16 protein-coding genes are annotated in these 19717 nt (G+C 71.3%); 2 read left to right on the top strand and 14 right to left on the bottom strand.

Annotation, left to right across the window (positions count from 1 at the left end):
* Positions 1–22: 22 nt before the first annotated feature.
* From AC07FN_RS28060 to AC07FN_RS28035, 6 genes are all read right to left on the bottom strand, one after another.
* Entirely contained in the window at positions 23–1246 is a 1224-nt protein-coding gene (locus AC07FN_RS28060) for a DNA polymerase III subunit delta' (RefSeq protein ID WP_478398354.1), read from the bottom strand.
* A gap of 63 nt (positions 1247–1309) precedes the next feature.
* Complete coding sequence (locus AC07FN_RS28055) at positions 1310–1642, bottom strand: hypothetical protein (protein WP_452618902.1); 333 nt, start codon at positions 1640–1642, stop codon at positions 1310–1312.
* 63 nt (positions 1643–1705) lie between these two features.
* Positions 1706–4576, bottom strand: a complete 2871-nt coding sequence (topA, locus tag AC07FN_RS28050) for a type I DNA topoisomerase (RefSeq protein WP_478398310.1) — start codon at positions 4574–4576, stop codon at positions 1706–1708.
* A 179-nt stretch (positions 4577–4755) separates the two neighbouring features.
* Entirely contained in the window at positions 4756–5349 is a 594-nt protein-coding gene (locus AC07FN_RS28045) for a hypothetical protein (protein ID WP_478398309.1), read from the bottom strand.
* Positions 5350–5753: 404 nt separating this feature from the next.
* Positions 5754–6356 (bottom strand): hypothetical protein, encoded by a 603-nt coding sequence (locus AC07FN_RS28040; protein ID WP_478398308.1) that lies wholly within the window; start codon positions 6354–6356, stop codon positions 5754–5756.
* A 239-nt stretch (positions 6357–6595) separates the two neighbouring features.
* On the bottom strand, positions 6596–8971 hold the full coding sequence (locus AC07FN_RS28035) for a sodium-translocating pyrophosphatase (protein ID WP_478398307.1): 2376 nt from the start codon (positions 8969–8971) through the stop codon (positions 6596–6598).
* A gap of 443 nt (positions 8972–9414) precedes the next feature.
* Between AC07FN_RS28035 and AC07FN_RS28030 the strand changes: the two genes are divergently transcribed.
* Positions 9415–11793 (top strand): DEAD/DEAH box helicase, encoded by a 2379-nt coding sequence (locus AC07FN_RS28030; RefSeq protein ID WP_478398306.1) that lies wholly within the window; start codon positions 9415–9417, stop codon positions 11791–11793.
* A gap of 103 nt (positions 11794–11896) precedes the next feature.
* Here the strand turns inward: AC07FN_RS28030 and AC07FN_RS28025 are convergent, their stop codons facing one another.
* From AC07FN_RS28025 to ssd, 8 genes are all read right to left on the bottom strand, one after another.
* Positions 11897–12568: a bifunctional DNA primase/polymerase gene (locus tag AC07FN_RS28025; RefSeq protein ID WP_452618896.1), complete on the bottom strand. Its 672-nt coding sequence runs from the start codon at positions 12566–12568 to the stop codon at positions 11897–11899.
* Between the two features lie 330 nt (positions 12569–12898).
* A complete protein-coding gene (locus AC07FN_RS28020) occupies positions 12899–13246 on the bottom strand; it encodes an Rv3654c family TadE-like protein (RefSeq protein ID WP_478398305.1) in 348 nt (115 codons plus the stop codon).
* A complete protein-coding gene (locus AC07FN_RS28015) occupies positions 13243–13626 on the bottom strand; it encodes a TadE family type IV pilus minor pilin (RefSeq protein ID WP_478398304.1) in 384 nt (127 codons plus the stop codon). The genes AC07FN_RS28020 and AC07FN_RS28015 overlap by 4 nt, the downstream gene beginning before the upstream one ends.
* Positions 13626–13835 carry a DUF4244 domain-containing protein gene (locus tag AC07FN_RS28010; RefSeq protein ID WP_132484423.1) on the bottom strand — a complete coding sequence of 70 codons (210 nt, stop codon included), beginning with the start codon at positions 13833–13835 and terminating at the stop codon, positions 13626–13628. The genes AC07FN_RS28015 and AC07FN_RS28010 overlap by 1 nt, the downstream gene beginning before the upstream one ends.
* Before the next feature lie 34 nt (positions 13836–13869).
* Positions 13870–14571, bottom strand: coding sequence for a type II secretion system F family protein (locus AC07FN_RS28005; RefSeq protein ID WP_478398303.1), 702 nt, complete (start codon positions 14569–14571; stop codon positions 13870–13872).
* Positions 14568–15368, bottom strand: a complete 801-nt coding sequence (locus AC07FN_RS28000) for a type II secretion system F family protein (RefSeq protein ID WP_478398302.1) — start codon at positions 15366–15368, stop codon at positions 14568–14570. The genes AC07FN_RS28005 and AC07FN_RS28000 overlap by 4 nt, the downstream gene beginning before the upstream one ends.
* Positions 15362–16531, bottom strand: coding sequence for a TadA family conjugal transfer-associated ATPase (locus AC07FN_RS27995; protein ID WP_478398353.1), 1170 nt, complete (start codon positions 16529–16531; stop codon positions 15362–15364). Before AC07FN_RS27995 ends, AC07FN_RS28000 begins: the two co-directional genes overlap by 7 nt.
* 154 nt (positions 16532–16685) lie before the next feature.
* Positions 16686–17771 carry a septum site-determining protein Ssd gene (ssd, locus tag AC07FN_RS27990; protein WP_478398301.1) on the bottom strand — a complete coding sequence of 362 codons (1086 nt, stop codon included), beginning with the start codon at positions 17769–17771 and terminating at the stop codon, positions 16686–16688.
* A 685-nt stretch (positions 17772–18456) separates the two neighbouring features.
* Here ssd and AC07FN_RS27985 point away from each other — a divergent pair.
* Positions 18457–19296, top strand: coding sequence for an HAD family hydrolase (locus tag AC07FN_RS27985; RefSeq protein ID WP_093268185.1), 840 nt, complete (start codon positions 18457–18459; stop codon positions 19294–19296).
* Positions 19297–19717 lie beyond the last annotated feature (421 nt).

Below are 19717 nucleotides of genomic sequence, written 5' to 3'. Positions count from 1 at the left end.
GCCCTGAGCGTCCACTGTGGAGTCAGCCGGTGTAGAGGGTGGCGAGCATGGCCTCCACCGCGATGATGGGCTTCACGTTCTGGGTCAGCGCGAGCCGGCATTCCAGGACCGAGTCGAGGCGGCGCAGCGCCGATTCCGACGTCCACTCCCCGGCCGCCTTCGCCACCGAGCGCTCGAAATCCGGGTGGTTGAGCGGCGCCGTCGAACCCGTGCGCATCACCAGCACGTCCCGGTAGAAGCCCGCCAGGTCGACCAGCGCCAGGTCCAGCGCATCGCGCTGGGAACGGGTGGCGCGGGATTTCTGGCGCTTCTCAAGCTCTTTCAGCGCGGCGTTCGCGCCGCGGGTCGCCGACGCCGTGCCCTTGCCGGTGCCGCCCGCGCCCATCGCGGTCTTCAGCTCTTCCTTCTCGGCCTCGTTGCGGTCCTCGTTCGCGGTGACCGCTTCCGTCTCGGCCAGCTTCACCAGCCCGGTGGCCGCCGTGAACACGTCCGAGAACCGGCGCAGCCCCAACGGGATCCGCAGCACCGACTCGCGCCGCTCCCGCGCCTCCTCATCCGTCGCCAGCCGCCGCGCCCGGCCGATGTGCCCGCCGCACACCGACGACGCCCACTGCGCGAGCTCCGCGTCCACGCCGTCGCGCTCGTGCAGCACCTCTGCGATCGCGCCGGCCAACGGCGTGCGCAGCTGCACCACGCGGCACCGGGAGCGGATCGTGACGGACACGTCCTCGGGGTGATCGGACGGCGCGCACAACAGGAACACGGTCCTCGACGGCGGCTCCTCCACCGCCTTGAGCAGCGCGTTCGCCGCGCCCTCGGTGAGGCGGTCGGAATCTTCGATCAGCACGATGCGCCACTGGCCGGTGGTCGGGCGCCGCGCCGCGGCCTGCACGAGAGCCCGCATCTCCGCGACCGAGATCGACAGGCCTTCGGGCGCCACCAGGCGCACGTCGGCGTGCGTGCCGTGCAGCACCGTCCGGCACGCCGGGCAGTGCCCGCAGCCCGGCTGCTCGGCATCGGAGCACTCCAAAGCGGCGGCGAAGGCACGGGCCGCGATCGACCGGCCCGAACCGGGCGGCCCGGTGAACAGCCACGCGTGCGTCATCGAACCCGGCGGAACCGGCTCGCCCCGCACCTGGCGGTGAGCAGCGCGCACGGCGGTGTAGAGCGTCCGCACCGCGTCGGGCTGCCCGACGACCTCCGCCCACACCCCGGTGCTGGGCACGTCCGGAGCGTCGGTTTGCATCACGTCGCCTCCAGTACTTCGCGAACACCCAGACTGTACGGGGCGGCACCGACCGGGCTGCGGTCAACCGGAGAACGCTTCGAGCACCCGGCGCAGCACCGCCAGGGCGACGAGCACCGCGACGGCCAACACGATCAGGAAGCCCACGACCGCCCCGGGCGTGCGGCGCGGCCTCTCCCCCGGCGGCTCAAGACGAGGTGTCTGGGGGCTGGCCGCCGGAGCGCGACGGCGCCGAATCGGCCTGCGCACGTCCTCCGCCGTACTAGGCGGCGTCCAGGGCTGCGGCGGCGCGGTCCGCTGCTGCGGCACCGCGAACGTGCCGAACAGGGCATCCGGACGAACCGGCAAGGGCGGCAACGGTTGCGTGCCGTCGAGACCGTGCAAGGCATCCCGCATGTCCGCCTCCCCGAGGCTTCCGGTAATCGGAAGTCTCCGCCTCGGGGCGGCGGAACACCAGGATCAGGACGACTTCGAAGTGGAACTCGCCCGCTTCTTCGCAGCCGTCGTCTTGGACGCCGTCGACTTCGCCGCGGTCGTCTTCGAAGCCGTCGTCTTCGACGCGGTCTTCTTGGCCGGGGCCTTCTTCGCCGGCGCCTTCTTCTTCGCCGGGGCCTTGGCCCGCCGCTCCGCGAGCAGCTCCACCGCGCGATCCATGGTCAACGACTCGACGTCATCGCCCTTGCGCAGCGAGGCGTTCGTCTCGCCGTCGGTGACGTACGGGCCGAAGCGGCCGTCCTTGATCACCAGCGGCTTGCCGGTGTCCGGCTCCTCGCCGAGCTCCCGCAGCGGGGCCGCAGCCGCCCGCCGACCGCGCTGCTTCGGCTGTTCGTAGATCTTGAGCGCCTCTTCCAGCGTGATCGAGAAGATCTGGTCCTCGGTCTCCAGCGACCGCGAGTCCGTGCCCTTCTTCAGGTACGGGCCGTAGCGGCCGTTCTGCGCGGTGATCTCGTTGCCGGACTCCGGGTCCTTGCCCACGACCCGCGGCAGCGACAGCAGCTTCAGCGCGTCGTCGAGCGTCACGGTGCCCAGCGACATGTGCTTGAACAGGCTGCCGGTGCGCGGCTTGTTCTTGTTGCCCTCGGGCAGGACCTCGGTGACGTACGGCCCGAACCGGCCTTCCTTCGCGACGACCTCGTGCCCGGAATCCGGGTCGGTGCCGAGGCTGCGGCCCTCCATCGGGGTGGCGAACAGCTTCTCCGCGATCTCCACCGTGAGCTCGTCCGGCGGCAGGTCGTCCGGCAGGTTCGCACGCTGCGACGAACTGTCGGCGAGCGTCCGCTCCAGGTACGGGCCGTAGCGGCCGACCCGCACGTAGACGGTGCGGTCCTCGTCGTCGTTGAACATCGGGATGGAGTTGATCTCCCGCGGGTCGATCTCCTCGACCCCGGAACCGACCAGCTTCTTCAGCCCGCCCGCGCGACCGATGGAGCCCTCCGGCCCCACGTCGCCGCCGAAGTAGAAACCGGACAGCCAGCTGGTCCGCTCCTCGCGCCCTTCCGCGATGCGGTCCAGCTCGTCCTCCAGCGCGGCCGTGAAGTCGTAGTCCACCAGCCGGCCGAAGTGCTTCTCCAGCAGCCCGACCACGGCGAAGGCGATCCACGACGGGACGAGGGCGGAGCCCTTCTTCCAGACGTAGCCGCGCTCCTGCACGGTGCTGATGATCGACGCGTAGGTCGACGGGCGCCCGATGCCCAGCTCTTCCATCGTCTTCACCAGGCTGGCCTCGGTGAAGCGCGGCGGCGGGTTGGTGGTGTGCCCGTCCGGCGACAGCTCCGGCGCGGTGATCGCCTGGTCCTGCACCAGCTGCGGCAGCCGCGACTCGGCGTCGTCGGCGACCCCGCCGGCCTCCGAGTCGACCGCCTCGACGTAGGCCTTCAGGAACCCGGCGAAGGTGATCGTGCGACCGGACGCGGCGAACGTGCACTCCTCGCCGCTGGTGGCGGTGCCGGTGATGCGCACCGACAGCGTGGTGCCCTTCGCGTCGGCCATCTGGGACGCGATGGTGCGCTGCCAGATCAGCTCGTAGAGCTTGTAGCCGTCGACGTCGTTGCGCAGCTCGCCCGCGACCTCGCCCGGGGTGCGGAAGCTCTCGCCCGCCGGGCGGATCGCCTCGTGCGCCTCCTGGGCGTTCTTGACCTTGCGGGTGTACTGCCGCGGCTGCGGCGACAGGTACTGGTCGCCGTAGAGGTCCCGGGCCTGGTTGCGCGCCGCGTTGATCGCCGTCTCGGACAGCGTCGTCGAGTCGGTACGCATGTAGGTGATGTAACCGTTCTCGTACAACCGCTGCGCCGTGCGCATCGTGCGGTCGGCCGAGAACCGCAGCTTGCGGCTGGCTTCCTGCTGCAGCGTGGAGGTCATGAACGGTGCGTACGGCTTCCGCGTGTACGGCTTCTCCTCGACGCTGGAGACGTGCAGCTCCACGTCGCCGAGCGCCGCGGCGAGGCTGCGCGCCTCCTGCTCGGTCAGCACCCTCGTGTCGGCGTTCTTCAGCCGTCCGTCCGGGCCGAAGTCGCGACCGGTGGCCAGCTTCGCGCCGTCCACGTTGACCAGGCGCGCGCCGAAGCGACGCGGCGAGGCGTCCGCGCCGGCGTCCATCGTCGCGGAGATGTCCCAGTACTCGGCCGGGACGAACCTGATCCGCTCGCGCTCCCGCTCGACCACGATCCGGGTCGCCACCGACTGCACGCGGCCCGCCGACAGCTTCGGCATGACCTTCTTCCACAGCACCGGGCTGACCTCGTAGCCGTACAGCCGGTCCAGGATGCGGCGGGTCTCCTGCGCGTCCACCAGGTCGTGGTCCAGGTCGCGCGGGTTCGCGGCGGCCGCCTGGATCGCCGATTCGGTGATCTCGTGGAACACCATCCGGCGCACCGGCACCTTCGGCTTCAGCGTCTCCAGCAGGTGCCAGGCGATCGCCTCGCCCTCGCGGTCACCGTCCGTCGCGAGGTAGAGCTCGTCGACCTGCTTGAGCGCGTCCTTGAGCTCGGTGACCGTCGCCTTCTTGTCCGAGCTCACCAGGTACAGCGGCTCGAAGTCGTTGTCGACGTCGACGCCCAGCCGGGCCCACGCCTGGCCCTTGTACTTCTCCGGCACGTCCTTGGCGTTCTTCGGCAGGTCCCGGATGTGGCCGCGAGAAGACTCGACGATGAAGTTCGAGCCCAGGTAGGAGGCGATCTTCTTCGCCTTCGCAGGCGACTCGACGATCACCAAGCGCCGACCCGCGGAGCCAGCCCCGTTGGGGGACCCCGAAGCCCGGCCGGTCCCGCCGGCCTTCTTCGTCCGTGTCGACCCAGCCACGCTTACCTGCTCTCTTCTTCCGGAGGCTTCCATTGCACCCGGTGCTACCCGACAAGTTCCTCAGTGTGCCCCTTATGCGCCGATTCGCAGCACGCCGGGAAGGCACAGGGTTGCACATAACACGCTGAGACTCGTCCACGTCTTCTTCTACGAACGTATCGGGTGACTGTGGTGTTCCGTTGCGTGACCTGGCGTGATGTGCGTCAAACCGGTCAGGACACCAGCGGCCACGTTCGCTCGATCGCACCATCGGGCATTGGACCGACGAGCTCGGCGAGGCGGGCGAGCCCCCGCCGACCGGTCACGCGCAGCGCCGGTCCGCCGGCGCGCGGGCCGACCGGCTTCGCCGGGAGACCGCAGCCGCGCAGCGCCGTGACCAGCGGCGCATGCGTGTCGGGCGCGTGCGGATCGAGCCCGAGGCGGTAGCCGGTGGGCTCGGCGGAGCCGGCGGTCAGCGCCCAGAGCCGGAGGGCGGCGCCGTCCGGGACGAAGTCCGGCGGGACCGACTTCACGGCGCCGCGCAACCAGCGGGCGGCGAGGCCGGTGAGGTCGGCGCGGAAGGCGGTGCGGATCAGCGGACGGCCTTCTTCGGAGCGGCCGAGCTCGGCCTCCACGCCGCGCTCGGCGCAGGCCGCGACCAGGGAGCGGGCGCGCCATTCGGCGTCGACCACCACGGACAGCCGGGCCGCGGTGCCGCGGCCGAAACCGACCGCCTGCCCCGGACCGCACAGCATGCCCGCGAGGTCGGCGACGTCTGGCTGCCGCGCCTCGGCCGAGTAGAAGGACAGCTGGTCCACGGCCCGCATGCTAGAACAGCAGTTCGACCTTGGCCAGCACATCCACCCGTTTGGTCACGGGTCCACCGCAGTTTCAATTGAAACCGGCCCCCACGAGCACCAGACGACAGTTTCAACGAGCGTTTTTCATCCTGGTCGGCCCGCAGCTGCGGGTCGCAAAGCTGTGCGTCGATGGGTGTCGCATGCGCCGCAGGCGCATAGCCCACCTACGCCACCGGCGCCGCCGCGGGTGAGGGGCACCCACAGTCCAGGGAGCCTCTGAGGTTCCGCTACCCGCACCGCCACGCAGAACGAGGTTGGAAAAACCTCAATTGAAACCGTCATCGGGGTTGTGAGTTGGAGCGAACGGCCTGTTCGCCTCACGAATCGAGGTGACAGGCCGTTCGCGTCACCATCCAGCCCAGTGGCCGTTCTCAGCGCGGGGGTTGCTGCTGGGGCGGGGCGAAGAACTGCTTGCACTCCGGGGCCTGCTGCGAGGCCGCCTTGAGCTCCTCGTTCCGGTCCAGCGCCGCCAGCTCGTCCTTGAGGTCCAGCTGCTGGCCCTTCTGCAGCTCCTGCTGCATCGCGGCCATGCCCTCCTGGAAGCTCTGCTCGTTGGTCGGATCGACCTGCTTCGCCTTCTCCGCCGCCGACGCCAGCAGGTCGCGGACCTGCGTGAAGCCCTGCTGGAAGCCGTCGTTGACCGAGTCCGCGCCCGCGATCGGCGCCGGCCCGAGGGCCCGCAGGCCGTTGATGGTGTCGTCGGCGGAGCGCACCGCCGAGTCGATGCGTTCGGTCACCGTCTGCTTGACCGTGGCCGTGTTCGTCTTGTCGATTCCCGGCAGCTGCTTCTGGGAGGTCGCGAAGTCACCCACCAGCCCGCACATCCGGCCCGCCCACGCCACTCCCTCCGGACTCGGGGCGGCCGGCTTCGGCGGCGGGGCGGGAGCGGGGGCCTGGGGCGGGCCTGCCGCGCACCCGGCGAGTGCCAGCGGGACGGCGGCGAGCACCGCGATGGACGTCGAACGGATCTTCATGCGCACTCCTCGCAGAGATCGGAGTTGCCTTCGGCGTGCGCTCGCAGACTCTTCCCCACCGCCTACCGCGCTCCGGAAGGCGGGGTCGCCCATCCGGCAAAACCCCAGCGCACGAAAAGGGCGCCGCCCCGCTCGGGGACAGCGCCCTTCCAGATCCGCACCGCCGGCGCGATCGGAGCGAACGGACTGCCCGCCTCGGAAATCGAGGTGAACGGTCCGTTCGCTTCACCGCCGACGCATCAGGCCGCGCCGTTGACCGCCTTGTCGTCCGAGGTGGATGACTCTGCGATCGCCGTGGAACGGCGCTTGGAAACCACCACGGCCGCGATGATCACCACGACCGCGACGGCCGCGATGCCGTACCGCACCACCGGGTTCGCGTCCGCGCCCAAGGTGAAGGTCACCACGGCCGGTGCGATCAGCAGCGACACCAGGTTCATCACCTTCAGCAGCGGGTTGATCGCCGGGCCGGCGGTGTCCTTGAACGGGTCGCCGACGGTGTCGCCGATGACCGTGGCGCCGTGCGCCTCGGACCCCTTGCCGCCGTGGTAGCCGTCCTCGACCAGCTTCTTCGAGTTGTCCCACGCGCCACCGGAGTTGGCCAGGAAGATCGCCATCAGGGTGCCCGTCGCGATCGCACCGGCGAGGTAGCCGGCCAGTGGGCCGACGCCCAGGCCGAAGCCGACCGCGATCGGCGCCAGCACCGCGAGCAGACCGGGCGTGGTCAGCTCGCGCAGCGAGTCGCGGGTGCAGATGTCGACGACCCGGCCGTACTCGGGACGCTCCGAGCCGTCCATGATCCCCGGCTTCTCCTTGAACTGCCGCCGCACCTCGTAGACCACGGCCCCGGCGGCGCGGGATACCGCGTTGATCGCCAGCCCGGTGAACAGGAACACCACAGCCGCCCCGATGATCAAGCCCACCAGCACGTTCGGTGCGTAGACGAAGAACTCGGAGACGCTGAGCTGTCCGGCCACATCGGCCAGCGCAACGCCGATGGCGTCCGTGTAGGACCCGAACAGCGCTGTCGCGGCCAGCACCGCCGTGGCGATCGCGATGCCCTTGGTGATCGCCTTGGTGGTGTTGCCGACGGCGTCCAGCTCGGTGAGGATCTTCGCGCCCTCGCCCTCGACGTCGCCGGACATCTCGGCGATGCCCTGCGCGTTGTCGCTGACCGGGCCGAAGGTGTCCATCGCGACGATCACGCCGACGGTGGTCAGCAGGCCGCAGCCGGCCAGCGCGATGGCGAACAGCGCCACCGGCAGCGAACCGGACAGCAGGAACGCGCCGAACACCGCCGCGCCGATGATCAGCGCGGTGTACACGGCGGACTCGAAGCCCACCGACAGGCCCGAGAGGATCACGGTGGCCGCGCCGGTCAACGACGACTTGCCGACGTCGCGCACCGGGCGGTGCTCGGTGGCGGTGAAGTACCCGGTGAGCTTGAGGATGACCACCGCGAGCAGGATGCCGATGATCACCGCGACCAGCGCGATCACCGCCGGGTTGCCGCTGGTGGCGCGGATCTCCTCGGATACGCCGGTGAGCTCGCCGAAGGAGCTCGGCAGGTACAGCAGCGCGGCGATCACGCAGAGCACCGCGGAGATGCCCGCCGAGATGTAGAACGACCGGTTGATCGCGGTCAGCGCGCTCTCGCCGGCACGTGCCTTGGTGATGTAGACGCCGATCACCGCGGTGATCACGCCCAGCGCGGGCACGATCAGCGGGAACAGCAGGCCGTGCAGGCCGAACGCGGCGGTGCCCAGGATCAGCGAGGCGACCAGGGTGACCGCGTAGGACTCGAACAGGTCGGCCGCCATGCCGGCGCAGTCACCGACGTTGTCGCCGACGTTGTCGGCGATCGTGGCGGCGTTGCGCGGGTCGTCCTCCGGGATGTTCTGCTCGACCTTGCCGACCAGGTCGGCGCCCACGTCGGCGGCCTTGGTGAAGATGCCGCCGCCGACCCGCATGAACATCGCCAGCAGGGCCGCGCCGAAGCCGAAGCCCTCCAGCACGCGCGGGGCGCCACCGGCGTAGACCAGCACCACCAGCGCGGCGCCGAACAGGCCGAGGCCGACGGTGATCATGCCGACCACGCCGCCGGTGCGGAACGCGACCCGCATCGCCTTCTCGCGACCCTCACCTTCCTCGCGGGCGGCCGCCGCGACGCGCACGTTCGCGCGGGTGGACAGCCACATGCCGAGGTAGCCGATGGTGGCCGAGAACGCGGCGCCGAACAGGAAGAAGATCGATCGCCCGATCGTCTCGCCGGTGCTCTCCGAGGGCAGCGCGAACAGCACCAGGAACACGATCACGGCGAAGATCGCCAGGGTGCGGAACTGCCGGCTCAGGTAGGCCGAGGCGCCTTCCTGCACGCCCTTGGCGATGTCCTGCATCTTGGCCGTGCCTTGGCCGGCGGACAGCACCTCCTTGATCAGGACGTAGCCGAAGGCCAGGGCGGCCAGGGCGATCACCATCACGGCGCCGACGACGACGTAGTCGGCGCCGCCGAGCTCGATACCGGTGGCTTGTTGGGCGAGGTCCATCCGGGTTTGCGAGCTCGGTGGTGCAGCGCCCTGGGCCCAGCCGTGCTGGACCGGGGTGAGCAGGGACATCCGTCCTCCTGGGTTGTGCTCGGTTCAGCACCGGGGCTCCGCAACGTTCGACGGGGCTCCGGTGCGCGGTAGGCGGCCCCGCCCGGTACGGCCGGTGATCGGTTGCTGGCCGTCCGTGGCGACGTCGTGGCTCGGGAGTCTATTCAGGCCACGAGTGGCTTACCTCACGGTGTGATACGCAACTCGTCTCGACGTGGGTTTCTGTTACGAAAGAATCGATTCAGATGGGTACTTGATCACCCAATTGGGCAAAGGTTGATTTGGCCCAAACGGGTTACATGGGGTATGAGGCACGACTTCGACGGTCCACCGGGTCGCAGCCGGAGTCAGCGCCACCGCCCCGGACCGCGGCAAGAACCAGCCGATCGAGCGATACCGACACGGATGCGGGAACCGGGAACGCGTGCGCGGTGCGCGATCGGCGCTGTGCGAGGCTCGCTAGCGTGCGCGCAGCGGACCAGGACAAGGGGCGGCGGTTACTCGACCGCGCGGTAGCCGGCATTCCGGCCGACGAAACACCGTTGCGGCACGTCGCGCACCTGCCCACCCGCCCGGCCCGCACCGCCGACTGGCCGGAGTGGGCCCCGCCGCAGCTGGTGGACGCGTTCCGCGAGCGCGGCGCGCGGGAGCCGTGGATGCACCAGATCGAGGGAGCCGAGGCGGTCCGGGCCGGCGAGCACGTGGTCGTCGCGACCGGCACGGCCTCCGGGAAATCGCTGGTCTACCAGCTGCCGGTGCTCTCGCGGCTGCTCGAAGACGATCGGGCGACCGCGCTGTACCTCGCCCCCACGAAGGCGCTCGGCGCCGATCAGCTGCGCACCATCGGCGAGCTCGGCATGGCGGAGGTCCGGGCGGCGAGCTACGACGGCGACACGCCGCAGGTCGAGCGGGACTGGGTGCGCGCGCACGGCCGGTGGATCTTCACCAACCCGGACATGCTGCATTACGGCGTGCTGCCCGGGCATGGCCGCTGGGCGCGGTTCTTCCGGCGGCTCAGCCACATCGTGGTCGACGAGTGCCACACCTACCGCGGGGTGTTCGGCTCCCACGTCGCGCTGCTGCTGCGCCGCCTGCGCCGCGTCGCGCAGCACTACGGCGCGGACCCGGTCTTCGTGCTCGCCTCGGCCACCGTGTCCGACCCGGAATCGCTGGCCGAGCGCCTGACCGGCGTCTCGTGCCGCGCCGTGACCGACGACGGGTCGCCGCGCGGGGCCCGGACGGTCGCGTTCTGGGAGCCGCCGCTGCTCGACGAGATGATCGGCGAGAACGGCGCCCCGGTGCGCCGGGCGGTCGGCACCGAGGCGGCGCGGATCATGACCGAGCTGGTCATCGAGGACGCCCGGACGCTGGCGTTCATCCGGTCCCGGCGCGGCGTGGAGCTGGCGGCGCTGTCCGCGCAGCGCGCGCTGTCCGAAGTGGACGTCTCGCTCGCCGCGAAGGTGGCCGCCTACCGCGGCGGTTACCTGCCCGAGGACCGCCGCGAGCTGGAACGTTCCCTGCTCTCGGGCGAGCTCCGCGCAGTGGCCACCACCAACGCGCTTGAACTCGGCGTCGACATCTCCGGGCTCGACGCCGTCGTGGTCGCCGGGTATCCCGGCACCCTCGCGTCCTTCTGGCAGCAGGCCGGACGCGCCGGGCGGGACGGCGACGGCGCCCTGGTCGTCTTCGTCGCGCGGGACGATCCGCTGGACACCTACCTGGTGCACCACCCGTCCGCGGTGCTCGAGCGCCCGGTCGAGGCGACGGTGCTCGACCCGACCAATCCGTACGTGCTCGAACCGCACCTGGCCTGCGCAGCCGCCGAACTGCCGCTCGACGAGGACTCCTTCGACGTCTTCGGCGGCGAACCGGCGCGGCGGGCCGTGGCAGCGCTCACGGCGGACGGGGTGCTGCGCAAGCGCCCGCACGGCTGGTTCTGGACCTCCCGCGAGCGTCCACATCGGAACGTCGAGCTGCGGGGCGCCGGCGGGCATCCGATCGCCGTCGTGGAAGGCGAATCCGGGCGCATGCTCGGCACCGTGGACCCGGACTCGGCCTGCGGAACGGTGCATCCGGGAGCGGTCTACCTGCACCGCGGCGAATCGTTCGTGGTGGACGAGCTGGACCTGGAGACCGGGATCGCGCTTGTGCACGAGGAAAGCCCCGATTGGACGACCTCGCCCCGCAACGTGGTGGACATCTCGGTGCTGCGGACCATCGAGCGGCACGACACCGGACGCGGCGTCACGGTCTGCCTCGGCGAGGTGGAAGTCACCTCGCAGGTCGTCGGCTACCTGCGGAAACGGCCCTCCGGGGCGGTGCTGGACCAGGTTCCGCTGGACCTCCCCGCGCAGACCCTGATGACCCGGGCGGTCTGGTACACGGTCGGCGACGAGCTGCTGGTGGGCAGCGCGCCGGGGGGCGCCGGGCTGGATCCGGCGCGCATCCCCGGCGCGCTGCATGCCGCCGAGCACGCGGCGATCGGCCTGCTACCGCTGTTCGCGACCTGCGATCGATGGGACATCGGCGGGGTTTCCACCGCGCTGCACGCCGACACCGGGGAGGCAACGGTGTTCGTGCACGACGGTCATCCGGGAGGGGCCGGATTCGCCGATCGCGGTCATGCCGCATTGGTCCCATGGTTGGCCGCGACGCGGGAAGCGATCGCTTCCTGCGACTGCCCGGCGGGATGCCCGTCCTGCGTCCAGTCGCCGAAGTGCGGGAACGGCAACGAGCCGCTGGACAAGGCGGGGGCGGTGGCTGTTCTCGATGCGGTGTCGGCCGCGCTCGGGGGCGGCGCCGGCGGATCGGCTGGGCTGCACGACCGTCCACAAGAGAGCTGAGCACGAAGGGCTGGTGCGTGCTCGGAGGAGACGCGTTCGGTCGTGTCGGGGAGCCCGGGGCGCGGATGCCGATCCGGTCGGCGTCGGTGCGGCCGGCAGGTGGTCACCTGCCCGCTGCGAGAAGTTCCGCCACGTTCTCCGGACTGCTGTTGTCAAGGAGTTCGAGACCCGTGCGGAGCGCGTCCTGCACGAAGTCCGGGGTGGGCAGCTGCCAGGCGCAGACCTCCGGCTTGACCCGCCAGTGCACCGCACCGCCGGGGTAGGCCGTCGGGGGCATGGGCACCCAGCTCCCGTTGCTGTGCAAGATGATTCCGCCCAGCTCGGCCAGCTCGGGGTAGAGCTCGCCGCCGCCGGACATCAGGAAGTACCAGCGGCCGTCCGGGGTGGCCACGATCGGCACCGGGAAGCCGAGTGCGCGCAGCACCAACGCGGCGCGGTGGCCTAGGTTCGAGTCGACCTCGATGGCGTCGACCGTGGTTCCGGTGGCGACCAGCAGGCCGTAGGGCCGCTCCGTCCACCAGGACGTGACCTCGTCGGGGTTGGTACCGAGGCGGTCCTGCCAGTCGCGGTACACCGGCCGCAGGCCGGTCTCCTGGCGTCCGCGGCGACCGATCCAGCCGTCTTCTTCGGGGTAGGTTCCGGGTAGCACCGGCCAACCGCGCGAGGCGAATCCGATTGCCTGCACGCGAAGTTCGATCCGGCTGCTGGTCAGCCCGGCCGGGTGGGCCGGGATGCCGCGGAAGGCGCTTTGCCACCTGTCCGCCGACCGTTGCATTTGCTCCGCCTCCTTGTTCCACAGTGGGCGCCGGACCGGCGGCTCGGGGGGTGCCTCCGGCAGAACCTTCGGCAGCCGCCTGATTCTCGACCTCGTTGTCGTGAACCTTGGGTCTTGCGCTCACACCACTAATCAACGTCATCCGAACCGGGTGAGTACACCCCCAGTCGACGACCGGTAGCTGAGCCGCGACGAACGCTCCCGCCCGGAACACGTGAACTATAAGGATCATCCTGTTGAGCGGCACCGGAACGACCGCTCGCTCGGGTGAAATCCGGTCGCCCGACCGCTCGTCGACCGTTCGTCGCGGCCGGAACGATCGGCCGCCGTTCAGCTTCCCTCCGGCCCGGCACGAGCCCGTGCGCTGGCCTTTCGCCCGCCGGGGACGAACGCGGGAAGATCGGCTCGGACCGTCACGAGGGCGTCCCAGCCGTCCATCCGGCATTCCGTGAGCTCGGCTCGCATCCCGCTCGCGACCCGGTTCGCCCGCTCGCACGCGACCTGCTGCCCGTGCGGCGCGTACGCGGCGGCGGCCAGCGCGGCGAGATCCGCCGCCCCTTCGGCCCGGTGGCGGGCGACGGTGACCGCGCCCAGTTGCAGGACGACGGACAGCAGGATGATCAGCGCCAACGAGAGCACCGCCGCAACCACGGTGGCCGCTCCCCTGTCGCCGCTCATGGCGCCACCCCTGGTTCCAGCACCGCCACCGCCCGCGCTTTCAGCCAGCGACCGGGCAGGAACTCGCCGGGCAGCGGGGCGCTCACCTCGGTGCTGACCTGATCGCCCTCGACCAGCACCGAAAGCGACGCGCCGCCGGGCGCGATGCGGCCGACCGCCTCGTCCGCGCGGGGCCGGTCGCCGCGCGCCACCAACCGCGCGGCTTCGATCGCCGCATCGGTGCAGCGGAGCTGGCCGATCAGCGCGCCGATCCCGGTCAGGATCAGCGCGAACACCGCGATCACCGAGCAGATGCCCAGTGCCGCCTCGACCGTGACCGCCCCGGCGTCGCGGCAGGCCGTTCCGGCGCCGGGCGACGCCGGAACCACCTGCGCGGCCATCAGGTATCGCCGCCTTCGAGCCCGCGGGCGATGAGCCCGGCGAGCGCGTCCTTGACCGAGTTTCCGGTCACGACGTCGTAGAGAAGCGAGGCGAACGCCACCGCGGCGACGGTTCCCACCGCGTATTCGGCGGTGCTCATGCCGCCGTCTCCGTGCAGCAGGGCGCGCAGTCGGCGCGTCGCCGTCCACCGGTTCGACCGGGCACTCATCTCGATCAACCTCCAGTTCAGATCCACAATGGACTCACAAGGGCACCGCGAGGCGATGCATCATGCCGACCACCACGGGCAGCACCCCGAGGCACAAGAACGCGGGCAGGAAGCACAGGCCGAGCGGCGCCGAGATCCACACCGTTGCGCGTTGCGCGCGTGCTTCGGCCTGCTCGGCAACCGCAGCTCGCGCGTGGGCAGCGATTTCGCCCGCCACGTCCGCCAGCGCGCTGCCGGTCCGGGCGGTGCGCCGGGCCGCCCGGGCGAGTTCTGCGGTGTCCGGGTTCCGCAGCGCCGGTTCCCAGCCGGTTGCGGCATCCGCGCCCAGCGCGAGGTGGTCGGCGACCTCGCGCAGAGTTCGATGCGCCGCACCGGTGAGTTCGTCGGCCACCGCGCGCACGATCACCGGCACCGGCAGCCCGGCTCGCATCCCGGCGGCCAGCAGGTCCCAACCGGCGGCCAGCGCGAGCGGATCCGTCCGGTCGCGGCGCCGGTCCGCGAGCGCCGACCACCGGCGCACGGCGAAGGCGGCGGCCAGCCCCATCGAGATCCCGACGACCGGGCCCAGCACCTGCACCGCGCCAGCCCCGACGGCCAGCGGCAACGCCCAGACCACAATGGACTTCCTGGGACGCACGCGAGCCGGCGAGCGCGGGCCGAGCGACCGGAGCCTCGCCCGCGCCGAGCTCGGCGGCACGAGCAGCAGAGCCGCGGCCGCGAGCAGCAGTTCGATCACGGCTGCACCACCGCCCTGGTCAGGCGCAACGTCCAGCCGACCCCGGCGCCCAGCAAGGCCACTCCGACCAGCAGGAGCAGTTGACCGAGCAGCCCGCCGGTCAGGACGGTGATCGGCCCCGCCCCGACGGCTTCGCCGAACAGCAACCCGAAGACCGGCAGCCCGGTGAGCACGGCGGCGGTCGATCGCGGGCCGGCCATCTTCGCCTCGACGTCCCGCCGGAACGCGGTCCGCCGCTCGACGTCGCGACGCACCGCATCGAGCAGGTCGGCCAGCGCAACGCCATGCCGCTCCGCCAGCGCCCAGGCCCTGGCCATCCGGTCCTGCGGCCCGCGCAGCTCGGCGATCCCGTCGTGCCCTTCGAGAGCCGCCGCGACATCGCCGCCGAGCCGGACCGTGGTGGCCATGTCCTGGAACACCCCGGCCACCGCCGGACCGGCCTCTGCCGCCGCGCCCTCCGCAGCGGCGGCCGGGTGGGCTCCAGCGCGCAGCTGCGCCACCAGCAGCCGCAGCCCCGCGGTCAGCTCGTCGGCCCGCTCCAGCCGATGTCGCCAGTCCCGCTGCGTTCGCCAGTACTTCGCGCCGAGCAGCGACAACGCAACAGCCGCGCAAGAACCGGCCGGACCGGCGAAGCCCCAGCCCGCGACGGCACCGGCTGGAATCACGAGCAGCCGACCGACACCCCGGAACGAGGGTCTGGCAACGCGCACCGGCTCGGCGAGGAGCCGGTCACGCGCCCTGATCTCCGGCCAGCAGAGAGCGGCTACGGCCAGCACGACCAGCGCGTGGATCAGCACGGCAACGCACCTCCTCTCGCGGCCAGCAGCGCCGCCAACGCGTCTTTGCCCTGCCCCCACCCGCTCTCGGCCTGCCAGGCAGGGAGTACCTCGACCAGCTCGCCGTTGCGCCGCAGCACGCCTATCCCGGCGAGATGCCTTCCGCGCCGAGCGCTCCGGCGAACGTGCAGCACCACCTGCACTGCCGCAGCGAGCTGGCTGTGCAGGGCCGCGCGCGGCAGCCCGCCGAGCGCCGCCAGCGCCTCCATCCGGGCCGGAACCTCTTGCGGCGAGTTGGCGTGCAGCGTGCCCCCGCCTCCGTCGTGGCCGGTGTTCAGCGCGGCCAGCAGCTCGCGCACCTCACCGCCGCGCACCTCACCGACGACGAGCCGATCGGGCCGCATGCGCAGCGCCTGCCGGACCAGGTCGCGGACCTGGATCTCGCCTGCTCCCTCGACGTTCGCCGGGCGGGTGAGCAGCCGGACCACGTGCGGATGACGCGGGTAGAGCTCGGCGGCCTCCTCGACGCACACGATGCGCTCGGATTCCGCGACCTCGCCCAGCATCGCCGCCACCAACGTCGTCTTGCCGCTGGCAGTACCTCCGACGACCAGGAAGGCCAGCCTGGTGGCGACGATTTCGCGCAGCACCGCGGCGGTCGGGCCGTCGAAGGCACCGGAGCCGCACAGCGCGTCGAGATCGTGCGCGGCCGGGCGCAGGACGCGCAGCGAGATGCAGGTGCCCTCGCCCGCGATCGGAGGAAGCACCGCGTGCAGCCGGACCGGACCGGATGCGCTCTCCTGCGGCAACCAGGCATCGACCCACGGCTGGGCGTCGTCCAGCCTGCGGCCGCTGGCTACCGCGAGCCGCTGCGCGAGGCGGCGCACCGCGTCTTCGTCGGCGAAGCGCACCGCCGCGCGCTGGAGCCCTTCGCCTCGGTCGACCCACACCTTGTTCGGCGCGGTGACGAGCACGTCGGACACCGCCGGATCGCGCAGCAACGGCTCCAGCACGCCTGCCCCGCGGAATTCCTGCTGCACCAGGCGAAGTGCGGCCAGCACGTCGGCATCGGCGACCAGCCCGCCCGACTCCTCCCGCACCGCGGACGCGACGGCGGCCGAGGTCAGCGTGGCGCCGCTGCCGACCAGCCGGTTGCGCACCCGCTCTAGCAACTCACCGTCGATCGAATCGGCCACAGTGGACGATTCCGCCGATCCGCCGGGGATCGGGCCGACTTCCAGGACACGACTCATGGACATGACTCGACTCACTTCCGTTCCGATGGAGCACCGAAAGAGCTGATTCCCCGCGCCGCCCGACCAGCGCGCATCCCTGCCGTCAACCAGCCACTGTGGACGGTTCCGGGCGGCCGAGCGCGGCCAGGACTTCCCGCGCGACCCGGGCCACCGGGCCCCGCCGCGCCGGGCCGGCCGCGGCGAGACCGCCGCGATCCAGGACCGCCGGCAGGCGCGGCTGCGGCCGCATGACCGCCAGGACCTCCGCGCCCACGGCTCGCGCCACGTCCGCCGTGCGCAGCCCACCGGGCGCGGGCCCCCGGACCACCAGCCGGACCGGACCGGCCGCGTGTTCCCGGATGCTCGCCACCGCGCGTGCCGCCGCCGCGCAGGCACGCACCTCGGCAGGCACGACGACGACCGCCAGGTCCGCGTCGCGCAGCCCGGCCGCGGCCGCAGCCGGAAGGCTGCGCGGGAGATCGCAGACCACGGTGTCGCCGGCCCGACGACCAGCGCAGAGCACGGCTCGCACCGCCTCCGGCGTCAGCCCGGTCGACGGCCCGTCGCGGTCGCAGGACAGCACCGTGATCGCGCCGCTGCCGATCCGGCGCTTCGGCAGCGCCTCGTGCAGCGCGCTCGCGGCGAGCCGGCCGGCGTTGACGGCCAGCCCCGACCAGCGCAGGCCGTCGGCAGCCTCCGCGCCGACGGCGAGATCGACCCCGCCGCCGAGCGGATCGCAGTCGACCAGCAGCGACCGTTCTCCGCTGCGCGCGGCGAACACCGCCGTCGCGGTGGCCAGCACGGACGCTCCCGCCCCACCGCAACCGCCCAGCACCGCGAGCACCCGGCCGCCCTGCGCCGGAGCGTCGCCGGCATCCGCCAGCAGCTCGATGAGACCCGCCTCGTCGGCAGGCAGTTCGAGCACGCGCTCGGCGCCGATCTCGAACGCGGCACGCCAGAGATCGGGCGTCGGATCCTTCGACAGCACAACGACTCCGCGTCTTCGCGGCAGCCCATCGGCGGCGCCGAGCGCAGCGGCGTCGAGCAGCACCAGCGGCGCGGTCCGCCAGCTCGGCGGCGCCGGGCCCGGCACGTGTTCCACTTCGCCGCCGGCCGCCGCGGCCAGCCGGGAGACCTCTTCGGCCAGCGCGGAATCCCGCGCGACGAGCAGCGGGCGTGCAGCAGTCATGGCGATGCCTCCGGCAATCGAATGGTGAGGATGGATGCGCGCCGAATTGGCGCTCGATAACCAAGGTGGCCGGATCATCGGCAGCTGCCAACCGACTTTTCCAAATCTGTGGACAAACCGATGTCCTGTGGATAACTCGCATACCCCGAAAGCGCGACATCGCCCGCGAAAAACGGAAAGAGTTCACATTTGGTTTCCGGCGGAATGGGCCGCGGCGGAGCTCCGGAAAGGGGACGGCCCCCGCCAGGGGGGAGGGGCGGGGGCCGTCTGCAGTTCAGCTCCGGGGGGTCGAGCTGAACCTGCCCGGTAGCACCGGACTCCTCTCACTCTAGCTCGTAGATCCCCCGCAATGCCCCCCGTCCATTTGAGCGAACGTTCTCGCTCTCAGTGCGCACCGAACCGATCAGTAGCCGACATTCGAGTCAAGAAAAAACTCCCGCTAGACGAAAACAACGCCCGACACCACACACAGCGTGAGTTCTCGATGCGTGGCAACCCGCCCCCGCCCCAGGCGCGCGAGATCGCGCCGCCAGGGCCCTCGGAACCAGCAAATCCCGGGCCGTCGACGGCGCGACAACGGGCGCGGCGACTAACGGATCGATTGCGGAAACGATGTGCAAGGCCACCACCGGGAATGGAAAACCCTTCGGTAATGCGCGCCCGCAGCCCGCCGAAGCGGGCTCGTATGCTGTGCGGCGTGACAGAGCCCGCGAACCCATCGACCCACACCGGACGCCGGGTGGCCGCGTTCTTCGACCTGGACAAGACCGTCATCGCCAAGTCGAGCACCCTCGCCTTCAGCCGCCCCTTCTTCCAGGAAGGGCTGATCAACCGACGGGCCGTGCTGAAAAGCGCCTACGCCCAGTTCGTGTTCATGCTGGCCGGCGCCGACGCCGACCAGATGGACCGGATGCGCGCGCACATCACGTCGCTGTGCACCGGCTGGGACGTCGAGCAGGTCAACGCGATCGTCGAGGAAACGCTGCACGACATCGTCGATCCGCTGGTCTACAAGGAAGCCACGCAGCTCATCGCGGAGCACCAGGAGCAGGGCCACGACATCGTCGTGCTGTCGGCCTCGGGCGAAGAAGTGGTCGCCCCCATCGCGAAGCTTCTCGGCGCCACGCACTGGTCCGGCACCCGGATGGTCGTGGTGGACGGCCGCTACACCGGCGAGATCGAGTTCTACTGCTCCGCGGAGAACAAGGCGACCGCCGCCCGCGAGCTCTCCGACGAATACGGCTACGACCTCGCCGAGTGCCACGCTTACTCGGACTCGATCACGGATCTGCCGCTGCTGGAAGCCGTCGGGCACCCGACCGTCGTCAACCCCGACCGCGGACTGCGCAAGGAGGCCGTCCAGCGCGGCTGGCCGACGCTGTCCTTCGAGCACCCGGTGTCGCTGCGCGCCCGGATCCCCACCCCGTCCCGCGCGGCGGTGACCGCGGCCGGCGTCGGCATGGGCGCGGTGGCCGCAGCCGGTGCGGCGTGGTGGGGCCTGCGGGCCTGGCGCCGCCGGCGCTGACCGCCACAGCGGGCGCGCGAAACCGCACCGCCGGCGAAGATCGCCATCCGAAAAACCCATACCTACGGCCTGCATACGAACCCTTGCAGTGACGCGCGTCACCGACTACAAAGGAGGTGCGGACCCTGGTTGGCCAGGGATGTTACGGAGGAGAAGTAACATCCACCCCGATCAGACTCCGCGCGCGAGGCCCGGAGCACCCACGCGTTGCCGCACACAAGGCTGGTCGTTCCACGGGGTTGCGTACCGGGACGCCGGACGCCTAGCCCGGAAGTTACGACAAGAGTGCACGCTTGGTAACCCGAGTACTCGCGCAGAGGGGCGGGGGGGGGGGGGGGGGGGGGGGGGGGGGGGGGGGGGGGGGGGTGTGCTTTTTTTCTCTTTTTTTTGTTCTTTTCTCTCCCCCCCCACAGTCTCTTCT

The organism is Saccharopolyspora sp. NPDC045941 (assembly GCF_056431445.1).
The sequence above is the reverse complement of the archived record's forward strand: the minus strand, read 5'-3'. Positions and strand labels throughout refer to the sequence as shown.